The sequence below is a fragment of the Streptomyces sp. NPDC048191 genome, assembly GCF_040652655.1.
Classification (GTDB): domain Bacteria; phylum Actinomycetota; class Actinomycetes; order Streptomycetales; family Streptomycetaceae; genus Streptomyces.
This window is the reverse complement of sequence record NZ_JBEZMO010000042.1, coordinates 1-13,219: the sequence shown is the minus strand read 5'-3', so window position 1 is coordinate 13,219 and position 13,219 is coordinate 1. Positions and strand designations below refer to the sequence as shown.

At 69.3% G+C, this 13,219-nt stretch carries 13 protein-coding genes and 2 pseudogenes; 8 read left to right on the top strand and 7 right to left on the bottom strand.

The window, feature by feature from the left end; genetic code table 11:
- The first annotated feature begins 17 nt into the window (after positions 1-17).
- The 3 genes from AB0D93_RS38000 to AB0D93_RS37990 all read left to right on the top strand — a co-directional run bounded on the left by AB0D93_RS38000 (position 18) and on the right by AB0D93_RS37990 (position 1,887).
- Positions 18-632, top strand: a complete 615-nt coding sequence (locus AB0D93_RS38000) for an ADP-ribosyltransferase (protein WP_362130105.1) — start codon at positions 18-20, stop codon at positions 630-632.
- A 71-nt stretch (positions 633-703) separates the two neighbouring features.
- Positions 704-1,615, top strand: a complete 912-nt coding sequence (locus AB0D93_RS37995) for a MerR family transcriptional regulator (protein WP_362130102.1) — start codon at positions 704-706, stop codon at positions 1,613-1,615.
- 59 nt (positions 1,616-1,674) lie between these two features.
- Positions 1,675-1,887, top strand: a complete 213-nt coding sequence (locus AB0D93_RS37990; protein ID WP_362130099.1) for an EF-hand domain-containing protein — start codon at positions 1,675-1,677, stop codon at positions 1,885-1,887.
- Positions 1,888-1,929: 42 nt separating this feature from the next.
- On the opposite strand, the gene AB0D93_RS37985 is transcribed toward AB0D93_RS37990, so the two are convergent.
- Positions 1,930-2,715, bottom strand: a complete 786-nt coding sequence (locus AB0D93_RS37985; protein ID WP_362130096.1) for an ATP-binding cassette domain-containing protein — start codon at positions 2,713-2,715, stop codon at positions 1,930-1,932.
- Complete coding sequence (locus AB0D93_RS37980; protein WP_362130192.1) at positions 2,712-4,355, bottom strand: 2-isopropylmalate synthase; 1,644 nt, start codon at positions 4,353-4,355, stop codon at positions 2,712-2,714. Before AB0D93_RS37980 ends, AB0D93_RS37985 begins: the two co-directional genes overlap by 4 nt.
- A gap of 244 nt (positions 4,356-4,599) precedes the next feature.
- On the opposite strand from AB0D93_RS37980, the gene AB0D93_RS37975 reads away from it, so the two are divergent.
- The 3 genes and pseudogenes from AB0D93_RS37975 (at position 4,600) to AB0D93_RS37965 (ending at position 6,199) form a co-directional block, all read left to right on the top strand.
- Positions 4,600-5,292: an FCD domain-containing protein gene (locus AB0D93_RS37975; protein WP_362130093.1), complete on the top strand. Its 693-nt coding sequence runs from the start codon at positions 4,600-4,602 to the stop codon at positions 5,290-5,292.
- 9 nt (positions 5,293-5,301) lie between these two features.
- A pseudogene (locus AB0D93_RS37970) lies at positions 5,302-5,430 on the top strand (zinc-binding dehydrogenase); the annotation flags it as partial.
- A 106-nt stretch (positions 5,431-5,536) separates the two neighbouring features.
- Complete coding sequence (locus AB0D93_RS37965; protein ID WP_362130091.1) at positions 5,537-6,199, top strand: NAD(P)-binding domain-containing protein; 663 nt, start codon at positions 5,537-5,539, stop codon at positions 6,197-6,199.
- A gap of 13 nt (positions 6,200-6,212) precedes the next feature.
- Here the strand turns inward: AB0D93_RS37965 and AB0D93_RS37960 are convergent, their stop codons facing one another.
- From AB0D93_RS37960 to AB0D93_RS37945, 4 genes are all read right to left on the bottom strand, one after another.
- Positions 6,213-6,767 carry a glycoside hydrolase family 25 protein gene (locus AB0D93_RS37960; RefSeq protein ID WP_362130088.1) on the bottom strand — a complete coding sequence of 185 codons (555 nt, stop codon included), beginning with the start codon at positions 6,765-6,767 and terminating at the stop codon, positions 6,213-6,215.
- A 36-nt stretch (positions 6,768-6,803) separates the two neighbouring features.
- Positions 6,804-7,841, bottom strand: coding sequence for a phosphatidylinositol-specific phospholipase C domain-containing protein (locus AB0D93_RS37955; protein ID WP_362130086.1), 1,038 nt, complete (start codon positions 7,839-7,841; stop codon positions 6,804-6,806).
- Between the two features lie 103 nt (positions 7,842-7,944).
- The gene (locus tag AB0D93_RS37950; RefSeq protein WP_362130083.1) at positions 7,945-9,381 is read right to left on the bottom strand and encodes a site-specific integrase; all 1,437 of its coding nucleotides are present in this window, start codon (positions 9,379-9,381) and stop codon (positions 7,945-7,947) included.
- Positions 9,382-9,495: 114 nt separating this feature from the next.
- Entirely contained in the window at positions 9,496-9,762 is a 267-nt protein-coding gene (locus tag AB0D93_RS37945; protein ID WP_362130080.1) for a helix-turn-helix domain-containing protein, read from the bottom strand.
- Positions 9,763-10,075: 313 nt separating this feature from the next.
- On the opposite strand from AB0D93_RS37945, the gene AB0D93_RS37940 reads away from it, so the two are divergent.
- A complete protein-coding gene (locus AB0D93_RS37940; protein WP_362130077.1) occupies positions 10,076-10,900 on the top strand; it encodes a hypothetical protein in 825 nt (274 codons plus the stop codon).
- Here the strand turns inward: AB0D93_RS37940 and AB0D93_RS37935 are convergent.
- Positions 10,892-11,648, bottom strand: a pseudogene (locus AB0D93_RS37935) (transposase family protein). The gene AB0D93_RS37940 and the pseudogene AB0D93_RS37935 overlap by 9 nt on opposite strands.
- Positions 11,649-12,275: 627 nt before the next feature.
- Between AB0D93_RS37935 and AB0D93_RS37930 the strand changes: the two are divergent.
- The coding region (locus tag AB0D93_RS37930) for a beta-propeller fold lactonase family protein (RefSeq protein ID WP_362130074.1) at positions 12,276-13,219 on the top strand (944 nt) is incomplete at its 3' end.

Sequence of the window (13,219 nt, the reverse complement as noted above, 5' to 3'; positions counted from 1 at the left end):
CCGACATCGTGCTGCACATGATCATCACCCGTCTGCGGCGCCGCACCGTCGCCGCCGTCCTGTCCCTCGGTGCGGTCCTCGCCACCACGGCCGCCACCGCCCCCACGACACCGCACGCGGCCGCCGCACCCACCAGGGCGGCCGCGCCGGCCTGTCCCCGGTTCGAGGACAAGCTCAAGGCCGCCGCCGACCGCGACGTCGACCTCGACCGGATCACCCCCGCTCCGGTGTGGCGCACCACCTGCGGCACGCTCTACCGCAGCGACAGCCGCGGCCCGGCCACCGTCTTCGAGCAGGGCTTCCACCCCAAGGACGTCGTGAACGGCCAGTACGACATCGAGCAGTACGTCCTGGTCAACCAGCCGTCCCCGTACGTGTCGACGACGTACGACCACGACCTGTACAAGACGTGGTGGAAGTCCGGCTACAACTACTACATCGACGCCCCGGGCGGCATCGACGTCAACAAGACCATCGGCGACACGCACAAGTGGGCCGACCAGGTCGAGGTGGCCTTCCCGGGCGGGGTCGCCCGGCAGTACATCATCGGCGTCTGCCCGGTCGACAAGAAGACCAAGGTCGAGATCATGAGCGACTGCGAGAGCAATCCGTACTACGAGCCCTGGCACTGACGCTCCCGGAGCGGGTCCCACGGGACCCGCTCCTTGAGTCTCCACCCGCTGGAAGGCCCACACTCGCAGACATGACCGAAGACGGCACCGGACTCCTCACCATCGGCGAGCTGGCCAGGGCCACCGGACTGACCGTGCGCACCATCCGCTACTGGTCCGACGAGGGCGTCCTCGCCCCGACGACCCGGTCGTCCGGTGGCTACCGGCTCTACGACCCGGCCTCCGTCGCCCGCCTGGAACTGATCCGCACCCTGCGCGAGCTGGGGCTCGGCCTGGACGACGTACGGAAGGTGCTGGCCGGGGAGCGGACGGTCGCCGAGGTCGCGGCCACGCACGTCGCCGCCCTGGACGCGCAGATCCGGTCGCTGAAGGTGACCCGCGCGGTGCTGTCGACGGTCGCCCGACGAGGTTCCACGGCGGAGGAGATGACCCTCATGAACAAACTGGCGCGGCTGTCGGCCGCGGAGCGGCAGCGGATCGTGGACGACTTCGTGGAGGAGGTCTTCCACGGGCTCGACACCGCCGACCCCTGGATCCGCGAGCGGACCCGCACCATCGGTGTGCAGCTGCCGGACGATCCGACGCCGGAGCAGGTGGACGCCTGGGTGGAGCTGGCGGAGCTGCTCCAGAACCCCGGCTTCCGGGCAGCGATGCGCCGGATGATCGAGTTCAACGCCGCCGACCGTACCCCGGACACCCCGGCCGGCGCGTCGGCGATGTTCCTCAAGCGGCTGATCGAGGTGGCCGGCGCCGCGAAGGAACGGGGAGTGAGCCCGCGGTCGCCGGAGGCCGACGCCGTCCTGACCGGGCTGTTCGGTGCGGACGCCGACCGTGCGGCCGTGCTTGGCCGTATCGACCTCGGCAACGAGGTCGCCCGTTACCGGGAGTTGGCCGCGGTGATCAAGGGTGAGCAGGAGCCGCCGAGGTTCCAGGAGGAGTTCGGCTGGGTGGTCGAGGCACTGAAGGCCTGGCCGGGCCGTTAATCTGACCAGCGACAGTACGCCGGCACGGCATCAGAAACACGACCAAAAGGGGCGGATCGGTGGCGGACATCGAGGAAGCACGCAAGCAGTTCCAGCGGATCGACGCGGACGGTGACGGTTTCATCACCGCCGCCGAGTTCAAGTCCGCCCTGGCTCAGCAAGGTGACTGGAACGTCACGGAGACGGTCGCCGAGGCCATCATCAAGCAGCGGGACCTCAACGGCGACAAGGTCCTGTCGTTCGACGAGTTCTGGACCTACCTGAACAAGTGACGCACCGAGAGGGGGCCCTCCCACCGAGGAGGGCCCCCTTCGTCATGCCCGCCGGATCCGCACACTCCACCGGCCCTCGTGCCGCTCCAGCGTCAGGGGCAGGTCGAAGCACTTGCCGACCTGGTCACCGGTGAGGACCTCCGCGGCCGGCCCCCGTGCGATCACCCGGCCGTCCCGCAGCAGCGCGGCGTGGGTGGTTCCGGGCGGCAGCTCCTCCAGATGATGGGTGACGAGCACGGTCGACAGTCCCGGATGGGCGCCCCGCAGCTCCTCCAGCGCCTCGATCAGCTGCTCTCGGCCGGGCAGGTCCAAGCCGGTCGCCGGCTCGTCCAGGAGCAGCAGCCGCGGCTCGGGCATCAGGGCCCGGGCGATCAGGGTCCGGCCACGCTGCCCCTGGGACAGCGTCGGCCAGCGGGCGTCCCGCAGCGCGGTGAGGCCCAGCGTGGCCAGCAGCGCCTCGGCCCGCTCCTCCTGCTCCAGGGTCGGCCGCCGGCGCGGCACCGGCTCCACGGAGTTCGTGACCCCGGTGAGCAGCACCTCTCGTACGGTCAGCGGTGACGTCAGCGGATGCCGCGGGTCGACGTGCCCGACAAGGGCCCGTAGCTCCCGCAGGTCGACCCGGCCCAGCCGCCGCCCGAGCACCTCGACCGTGCCCCGCGTCGGGTGCACCACCGCACCGAGCAGCCCGAGCAGCGTGGACTTGCCCGCGCCGTTGGCGCCGAGCAGCGCCCAGTGCTCGCCGGCCCGGACCGTCAGCGACACCTCCTGGAGCAGGGCCCGCCCGTCCCGGACCAGGTCGACGCACTCGGCCCGCAGCACCTCGCTCACCGGGTCACCGCCCGGTTCACCGCGCTGAGCACCGCCTGCACGGCGGCCGACGGACCGGTTCCCGCGCCCCAGGCCGTGACGCCGTCGACCCGGCACTCGGCGAAGGCCGCCGTCCCGTCCTCCGAGAAGTCCAGGACGTCCACCGCGAAACCGGCGCCGGACAGGGCGTCGACGAACGCGGTCAGCGCTCCCGCGCCCGTACCCTCGAAGTCGCCGACGCGGTCGCCGGCCTCCAGCGTGCAGACGAAGCGGTGCACGCCGGGCGCCTGCTCGTGCGCGGACCAGGCGTGCAGCCGTACGGCCCCCTCCGCCAGGTAGGTCGCCCGGAACAGCTCGTGCAGCTCCTTCGGTGTCGCCTCCCGCCCGCCGGCGTCCGTCGCCGCCTGGACGACCCGGGAGAAGTCGGGCCGCATGCGCGGCGGCAGGTCGATGCCGTGGTGCGTGCGCAGCACGTACGCCGTCCCGCCCTTGCCCGACTGCGAGTTGACGCGGATGACCGCCTCGTACGACCGCCCCACGTCGGCCGGATCGATCGGCAGGTACGGCACCGCCCACGACGCCTGCCGCTCCGGCACCCCCGACTCGGCGGCGCGCCGGGCGTGTGCGGCCAGGCCCTTGCTGATCGCGTCCTGGTGCGTGCCGGAGAAGGCCGTGTGCACCAGCTCGCCGGCGTACGGGTGGCGCGGGTGCACGGGCAGCCGGTTGCACTGCTCGACCGTCTCGCGCACGGCGTCGATGTCGCGGAAGTCGACCATCGGGTCGACCCCTTGGGCGAAGAGGTTCAGAGCGAGGGTCACCAGGTCGACGTTGCCGGTGCGCTCGCCGTTGCCGAACAGACAGCCCTCCACCCGCTGGGCACCGGCCAGGACGGCGAGTTCGGCGCAGGCGACGCCCGTACCCCGGTCGTTGTGCGGGTGGACGGAGAGGATCACCGCCTCCCGGCGGGCCAGGTGGCGGTGCATGTACTCGATCTGGTCGGCGTAGACGTTCGGCGTGGCGATCTCCACGGTCGCCGGGAGATTGTGCGTGACCGGCCGGTCCCGGCTCGCGTCCCACAACTCGGTGAGCCCGTCGCACAGTTCCAGGACGAAGTCGGGCTCGGTCAGGTTGAAGGTCTCCGGCGAGAACTGGAACCGGATGCCGGGCGCGTCCCCGGCCCGCCGCGCCATGCGCTCCGCCGCCTCCCGCACGGTCCGCCACACCTCGTCCCGGCTCCGCCCGAGCACCACCTCGCGCCACACCGGCGACGTCGCGATATACAGATGGACCACGGCCCGCGGCAGCCCCGCGATCGCCTCGAAGGTCCGGTCGATCAGATCGGCGCGGGCGGGCGTGAAGACGACCGGTGTGACGTCGTCCGGTACGGCGCCGGTGTCCGCCAGATGCCGCACGAAGCCGAAGTCCGTACGGCTCGCGGACGGGTAGCCGACCTCGATCTCCTTGAAGCCGACGCGCACCAGCAGGTCGAAGAGGCGGCGCTTGCGCGGGGTGTCCATCGGCTCGGCCAGTGCCTGGTTGCCGTCGCGCAGATCGACGGGGACCCAGAGGGGGGCCCGCTCGGTCCGGGCGGAGGGCCAACTCCGCTCGGCGACGGGGACGTTCACGCGGGCCTGGTGCGGGCGGTAGCGGTGGTACGGCATGGGGCTGGGGCGCTGGGGGTTCCACTGGGTCTGCACGGCGGTCACTGCCTTCGGCTCGGTCGGGCGCCGACCGGCGGCACGAAGCCCCGCGGCGGGGCGCCGGTCGCGTCAAACCCCGCCGCGGCAGCCGAGGAGAAGGAGACCGCAGAGTGTCATGCCGGGTACGCTAGCGACACCTCAGCTCCTCAGACAAGTCAGAATCGCTGAGCAAGCCCCGTAACCCCGGCAGAAGTTGGAGCCACTCGTGCCGCTCGGCCCCCTACGCCCCAGCCCCCTGGTCGAGCAGGCGGCGGACCGGCTGCGCGCCCGGATCGCCGCCGGTCACTGGCCGGTCGGCGGCAAGCTGCCCGGCGAGACCACCCTCGCCAAGGAGCTCGGCGTCGGCCGCTCCACCGTCCGTGAGGCACTGCGCGCGCTCGCCGGCGCCGGTCTGGTCCGGCCCCGGCACGGCGCCGGCGTCTTCGTCCTCGCCACCCAGCCCGTCGAGGACTGGCCCACCCGGCTGGCCCGGGCCGCGGTCACCGACGTCTACGAGGTCCGCATGGGTGTCGAGGTGCAGGCCGCGCGCCTCGCCGCACGGCGCCGTACCCCCGAGGACGTCACCGCGCTGGAGGCCGCGCTGGAGGGACGCCGGGCGGCGGCCGCCGGGGACGACGCCGGTTTCGTGGACGCCGACATCGCCCTGCACACGGCCGTGGTCGCGGCCGCCCGCAACCCGGTGCTCGCCGACCTGTTCACCGAGTTCGCCCCCGTCCTGCGCGAGGGCCTGGTGACCCTGCTGGACCTCACCCGCCTGCGCGAGCGGCACCCCGACACGGGCGACGACAGCCATGCCGCCCTCGTCCGGGCCATCGCCGACGGCGACGCGGAGGCGGCGGCGACGGTGCTGCTGGCGGAGCTGGAGGGGACGCTGGAGCTGTTGCGGGGGAGCGGCTGACCTACGGCCTCCGGCCTCACTGACTGCACGCTGCGCCCGGTGATCGCCGAGGTGTACGACGGCCTGGACCGCATCCGGGACGCACACCGGCTGATGGAGTCGAACCACCACACCGGGAAGATCGTCGTACGGCCGTGAGCTCGTTCACCCGGTCGCCGCGGTGACGGAATACCACCCGCGTCCCCGGGGTTGTCGCCGACGACAGACGCATGCACGCGCATACAACGACCCCGGAAGGCCTGTCATGAAGATCGGCATCATCGGTGCGGGGAACATCGGCGGCAACCTCACCCGGCGGCTCACCGCCCTCGGTCACGACGTCTCCGTGGCCAACTCCCGCGGCCCCGAGACCCTCAAGGAACTGGCCGAGGAGACCGGCGCGACCCCGGTCCGGGCCGCGGAGGCGGCCAAGGACGCCCAGGTGGTGGTCGTCACCGTCCCCCTCAAGTCCGTACCGGACCTCCCGTCCGGCCTGCTGGACGGCGCCGCCGAGGGCGCGGCGGTGATCGACACCGGCAACTACTACCCGCGAGAGCGCGACGGCCGGATCGCGGCCATCGAGGACGAAGGCCTCACCGAGAGCCGCTGGACCGAGCGACACCTCGGCCACCCGGTGATCAAGGCGTTCAACGGCACCTACGCCCAGGACATCCTGGACCGCCCCCGCCCCGCGGGCGACCCCGAGCGCATCGCCCTCCCGGTCGCCGGCGACGACGAGCAGGCCAAGCGGACCGTCCGCGCCCTCATCGACGAACTCGGCTTCGACACGGTCGACACGGGCGGCATCGACGACTCCTGGCGCCAGCAGCCCGGCACCCCGGTCTACGGCCTGCGCGCGGGCGAGGAGGCAGTGAAGCAGGCCCTATCGGCGGCCTCCCCGGAACGCCCGGCGGACTTCCGGGGCTGAGCCCTCCCCGACCCTAGGGCGTGGCCCAGTGCTTCAGCGCGGCCTTGGTCGCGAACTGGGCCACGTCCTTGTCGTGCGGTGTGCTGGTGTACTGGTGGAACAGCCACTTCGCCTTGATGCGGGGCTTGCCGGCCGTGACGTAGTCGGCGATCCAGAGGCCGTCCCCCGCATAGGAGGTCGTGTCGATGTTCAGCCAGAAGTCCCGGTTCGCGTACAGGACGACCCGGTTGTGCGGCCGTAGTTCCTTCAGCTTGCGGATGAAGTGGTCCTTCTCCGCGTTGCTCGCGTGGGTGCCGTCGCCGGTGGTCTCCCAGTCGACCGCCAGGATGTCGCCGGCCCGCTCCGGGGCGTGCTGGACGAAGTACTCGGCCTGGGCGGTGATGTCGCCGGGCCACAGGAAGTGGTAGAAGCCGACGACGAGTCCGGCGTCACGGCCTCTCTTGGTCTGGGCGGTGAGCCGGGGATTGACGTACGAACGGCCCTCCGTCGCCTTGATGAAGACGAAGGAGAGGCCGTCCGTGTCGTAGGCGGAGGACTGGAAGGCGCTTACGTCGATGCCGTGCAGCATGTAGGGGTTGTGCCCCCTTCGCCCGCATCCGGAACCTCAGCTTCGGGTGGTCACCTCGCTCAGCACGGACGCCGGCTTCGCCGACCAGTCGGAGGTGATGAGGCTGGCGTGGTCCTTGGCCAGCAGGGCCAGCCGCGCGGCCACTTCGGCGTCCGTCGGGCTGGTGGAGGAGATGGCCGGGGAGACGCCGGCGGCGTCGGTCATGATCGAGATGTAGTGGTTCGCGGAGTAGAACGACGTGTCGTAGCCGTTGTTGACGTACGTCGCCGCGTCACCGTCGAAGAACACGAACCAGGGGCGGATCGAGGTGTCGGAGGTCCACCGGCTCGCCCGCGGGTCGCCGGCCGCCGCGCCCAGCACCGCGGGGAAGGCCTCGGCCTGCGAGATGTTCCCGGCCGCGTACAGGTCGCGCAGGTGGTCGCCGTACTCCTGGTCCGTCCAGTAGTGGTCGAACGGGTTGGCCTGCTCCACCGTGCCCGGGATCAGTTCGAAGAGGAACTTGCCCCTGAGGGAGTCGCGGTCGGGCCAGGCGTTCGCCTTCGCGGCCGCGTCGAGCGAGCCGTACGTGCCGCCCAGCAGGTCGGCGGGCTTGTAGACGCTGCTGCCGAGCTTCTGCCGTACGAGCGTGTCGAACTCGTCCGGCCCCATGCCCGCGTTGTTGTTGAAGCCGACCTTCATCTCGACCTTGAACACGATCGGCGGGTGGTCGGGGTGCAGCTGGTTCCAGGCCGCGATGTTGTCCAGGCAGCTGCCGAAGTCCTGGTTGCGGTTCTTGCTGTACAGCTCGCCCGGGGTCTTGGCGGCCTCGCAGTTGTTGTCGTCGCCCAGCGGGTTGCTGTGGCTGACCCGCCAGCGGTGGCTGAGGCTGTCGACGTACACGTCCAGCTCCAGCAGCGAGGCGCCCGAGTCCAAGGCCTGGGCGAAGTAGGTGTACTTGGCCTTGTCGTACGCGTTGTGCGTGCCGATCGCCGTCGTCCCGGAGAACTTCGGCGCCGCCGCACGGGCGTTGCCCGGAAGCACCAGTAACAGCGCGGCGGCCCCTGTGACCGCCGCCAGCCGTCTCCCCAACCGCATGCGTGAACTCCCCTTCGTCGACGCCGAGTTGGCGGCAGCGTAGGGGTATGCGGTTACTTAACGGTAGCCCCTGGAGGAACACGGAGGGGGCGGAGGAAGAGGCTCAGCACTCGATGATGTTCACCGCGAGCCCGCCCCGCGCCGTCTCCTTGTACTTCACGGACATGGAGGCGCCCTGCACGATCATCCCCTTGACCTGCGGATTCGGGGGGATTTTCTTGGTCCACTCGGCCGGTAGGGACTTCTCAGGGATTTTCGGCGGGTGGCGGTCCTCCAGCCACGCGTCCATGGCGACGAGGCCGCGCTGACCCGCACCGGGCATGAAGTGAGCGTAGTGGTCGAGGGTGACCTTTGGTGTCGAGTGCCCGAGCCACTTCGACAGACTGACGATCGACTCGCCGGCCTCCAGCTGCACGCTCGCGTAGGTGTGCCGGAGGACGTGGAACATGTCCTCGCGCGGGGCGGCGTAGATGGGGACCCGACGAATGCGGCCTCCGTCACGCCGCACCTTTTCCCCGACGGGCTTGATGATGCCGGCGGTAGCGAGGGCGGGCTTCCAGCTGCGGTCGTTCCAGGTGCGGTAGTAGATCCGGTTGCCGTGCGAAGTGGTGAGGATCAGGTCCACCGTGATCGGTTTCCGCTGGCGTTGCTCCAGTGCGGTTGTCGGCGGCTCGGGGTTACGCCAGGGCAACGTGCAGGGCGTCGAAGGGAAGCGCCGGAAGTGCTCGCGTGCGCGTCGGCCGAGGTTGGGTGGGAGGGGCACGTCGCGGGTCTTGCGTCCCTTGGGAAGCGAGAAGTAGGGACGCCCTTTGATGTCCCACTTGAGCTGGCGCCGCAAGTGGACGACGCCCGCCCCGAAGTCGAAGTCCTCTTCGGCGAGACCGAAGGCTTCACCTTGGCGGAGCCCCAGCCCGATACCCAGGTCGACGGCGATCCGGTAGCGCTCCTGGAGGCCTGCCCGGACGGCGTCGACCACGTCACGAGCCCAGGCCTTGGCCCTCTTCTCGGTGGGGCGCGGCGGTTTGACGCTGTTCTTGAGCTTCATCGGATTGCGCGAAAGGCGCTGGTCGTCCACCGCACTGGCGAGGATCGACGACAGGTGTCCCCAGATCACCTCCGCCGTCGTCTCCTCGACCCGGGAGAGCAAGGCGGCCTTGAAGGAGCGCAAGGCTGCTGCGTCGATCTCACGCAGAGCGAGGTCGCCCACCAGCGGGACGATGTGGTTCCAGATGCGGCTGGCCATGGGGCCTGCGGTCGAGGGCTCGTCGGCTCGGGCCGACCACCAGTGGTCCACGATGTAGTCGGCAAGCGAGATCTCGCCCCTGCGTGGGTCGACGAAGTCGCCACGACTGGAGTCGGTCCTGGCGGTGGCGAGCCACTGCTTGGCGTCCTGGCTGGTGTCGAACGAACGATCCTGAACTCCTGGGACCCCCTTGACCCGGTACCGCTTACCCTTGCCGTACTGGGCGGTGCGCTCGCGTTTGCCGGTCTGCTTGTTCGGCCGCTTCTTGAGCCAACGGTCCTCTATGTAACCGGCCATTCAGTTGATCCTCCGTACTCCACTTGCGTCACGTACTGGTTGGTGGCAACGCACTTCGCATCCAGTGCTTATCCCGGCTGTGGACGCTCTTTTCCTGGTCTTTTCGCGGGGGCGTTACTTGAGGGACTTGGTGCGACGCTGCGGCTTTTGCGCAACAGGGTTGAGGGCGGAGTTGGACCTGGAGTCGGCCTGCTCCTGGGCCTGGACCCACGTGTCGAGAGCACTGATGCGGTACATCACGCGGCGTCCCATCCGAAAGCTCGGAGGGCCTTGGCGGCGATGACGCCAGACGTAAAGGGTGTTGGGGGAGATACCGAGATACTCGGCGGCCCTCGGGAGGTTCAGGAAGGCGGCCTCAGGCGCTGGGCTGGCTTCTGGCACGACTGTTCTCCTGCCGTGATGACTGCGACGAAAGGACGAGAATCCAGAGAAAGGGCAACTTGGCCGGGCCGGGATTTTCTGGTAATGGCGACCTGCATGGGCGGTGAGGCCAGGGCCGAACCCGCGGCGTGACCGGCTCCGTGCCCAGGCTCTCGCCTATCAGAGCCCACCGGGTTGAAGTGGGAGCGAGCAGTCGACCCGCGCGGCGGTGCCTGCAGGGAGCCTCGCCTGTGGACTGGTCGCAGCGCACGTACGCTGTTCGGCACCCGCACTACCCCTATGCTCATTAGGCTTTGAGACTTGGGGGTGGGTGATGTCGATGTCCATCAGTCCGTTCGGCCCGGCAGCAGACAGGGCCCGCAATGAAGAATCCCGCGCCGTAGTGGGTCGCCTGCTGGAAGAGGCCGTCGAAGTGGGCGAGAAGGCCGCCGACGCAGCCAAGAAGCTGGTCGAGCTGCACAAGAAGGAAGCAGACAAGTACAAGCGGCTCGCCGAGGCGGAGCGTGGTCGGCGTCGTGAGGTCGAGGCGCGGTTGAGGACTTGCTCCAAGCTGCTTGGCGAAGGGCCGAACCTCGAAGCGAAGCTCAACTCCATGATTCCTGACCTGGTGCAAGCAACAGCGGGCCTTCCGCCGCCACCTGAGGTATCCGAAATTCTGGCGCGGCTTGAGGCAACGGAGAAGGACCGGGATGCGTTCGCTGAGTTGCTGGAGAGTGCAACGAAGGAGCGGGACGCGGCGTTGCGAGCACGCGATGCCGCTATTGCGCGGCTGCAGCCCCGCCGGAGGGAGGACGAGCAGTCACCATGGGACGCGGAGGCGTTGAAGGCGCGGCTGCATGCGCCCACCCTCCGAGGCGTGCTCGAACAAGCGCAGCGGCACTGCTCCTCGCTCGTCATCACTGCAGATATGGATGAGACCAAGAACCTGGAGCACCATCAGAAGGCCCCGCACTGGCGTGACCGTCTGGCGGCAACGCTGGCCACCATGCAGGTGTACGCCGAGACCAAGGACCTTGCTCAGGCGCGTGGTGGCAGGGCTGGCCCCGAGCTGGCCAACCTTAAGGCGTACTGTACGAGCCAGTCGTTCCCGCTACTGGCTGAGGACAAGGTGATTCTCAGTGAGGCTTTCTCATCTTGATCGCCAGGCGGTCTCGATGGCGTGAACGGCGGCGACGGTCCGGCTGATCCGGTTCGGGCTGCAGCGGGCCTTGCGGAAGATCCGCCATTGCTTGAGGCGGGCGAAGGCTCGCTCGCCGGGTGCCCGCAGCTGCGCGTGGTCCCGGTTGAACTGGGCGTACTTCTCGGGGAGGTCACGGCCGTAGTAGGGGGTTCGGACCGTGGCGCCGGCTCCGCGGTACGCACGGTCGGCGAGTACCAGGATCTGCCTGGTCAGGCACGCCTGGATCACTCCGTGAGCGCGTGCGGCCGTGAGGTCGTGGGTCCGCCCGGGCAGAGCGCGCGAGTACCACAGCGCCGTCCGGGCGGGCCAGGACCTGCACGTTCATCCCGTGATGGCGGTGCTTTTGCGAGTAGTACGGCTCGTCGGCAGCCACCCGGTCAGTCCTGATCAGGGTGCCGTCCAGGATGAGGAACTCGTTCGCATCATGGTCTTGCAGCGCATCCAGCAGGGTGGGAGCGTGGTCGGCCAGGACGTCGACGGCCTCGGTCACATATCGGCCGGCCGTTGCGGTCGACACGCCGAACCCTGCCCCCAACTGCTGCAACGTCTCGTTCTTGCGCAGGTGCACCAGGACGAGCAGGGCCTGCTGGAAGCAGCTCAGCCGTCGCCAGCGCGAGCGCCGTTCACGCCTTCGGGCGTAGATGAGCCAGGAGACGTACTCAACTACCTCATGCGGCACGTCGAGCATGGCACGGTACGGGACCAACAGGGCTCCTGGGTCCGGGCGTTGATGGGTGAGATCAGCAACCGAACGACCAGGAGCCCTGCCACGTCACGAACCCCCACCAGCCCTTCGCCATCAGCCCCGAATCTCAGGATGAGAAGGGTTCAGTGAAGCGAATCACGGTAAGCACGAGACAGCCGAAGCGTTGATGCAACTGGCGTCGTGTTCCGTCTCGGACTGGATCGGAGAGCCTTCGGATGTCGCCGACATAGTGGCCGTACTCGCGTCGGGCGCCCTCGCGGCGGATGCCAGGGCAGTTTCAATGTCCTATGCGGGGACCAGGGCGTCTGGCGAGGGGGTTGTTTGACTCGTCCAGATGGCCCTCGTGTAGAGGCGTTGTGCGGGCGTGGCTCATTGCAGCCTTTAGCGTCGGCTGTGGCGATCATCAGCGCCGCGGCGATCGAGGCCGCCCCTGACGGGGCATCGGTAGCCGGCTTCATTGGGACGCGGGAGTGCACGGCGGTGTCGTGAGCTGCAGGAGGGTTGATGTTGGCTATCACAGTATCGCGGGGGCCGGAGCAGGGCATCAGGGTGCGAAGCCGCGGGGAGGGGGGATCCTGGTGGTTGCTGGTGCGGACTTGGGTGACGGGGCTGGCGGTGCTGGCCGGGATGGCCGTACCGCTCTCCGTGGCCACGCCCGCCGCCGCGCAAGCCAACACCTTCGCCTACGTCGTCAACAAGGATTCGGGCAGCGTGTGGGTGATCGACACCGCCACCAACGCCCGCACCGCCATCATCGGCGTCGGCAGCATGCCCGATAGCGTGGCGATCACCCCGAACGGCGCCCGCGCCTACGTCACCAACACCGGCTCGGGCACTGTGTCGGTGATCAACACCGCCACCAACACCACCATCGGCCAGCCCATTTCCGTCGGTAGGGCTCCTCGAGGTGTGGCGGTCACCCCGGACGGCTCTCAGGTATATGTCGCCAACTCCGGCTCGGGTACTGTGTCGGTGATCGACACAGCCACCAACACCACCATCGGCCCGCCCATTTCCGTCGGTCTCGCTCCTCGAGGTGTGGCGGTGGGGGACAACGCCTACGTCGCCAACTCCGGCTCGGGTACTGTGTCGGTGATCGACACCGCCACCCACACCACCATCGGCGACGCCATTTCCGTCGGCAACCTCCCCCAAGGTGTGGCGGTCAGCCCGGACGCCGTCTACGTGACCAACACCACCAACCCGGGCACCGTTCGGGTGATCGACCCCGCCACCAACACCGTCGCCGCCACCATCGACGTCGCCGACTCGCCCTTGGGAGTGGCGGCCGCCCTGGTCGGCGGCGCCAACGTCTACGTCACCCATGCCACCACCCCGGGATCGGTGTCGGTGATCAACTCTGCAACCAACAGCGTGACCGCCACCATCGGCGTCGGTAGCCTCCCCTTTGCGGTGGCGGTGACACCGGACGCCTCCCACATCTACGTCGCGAACGCTGGCTCGAACAACGTGTCCGTGATCGACGCCGCCACCAACAGCGTCACTGCCACCATCGGCGTCGGTTCCTTCCCCTCTGGTGTGGCGATCGCGACGATCCCCTTGACGTCGCA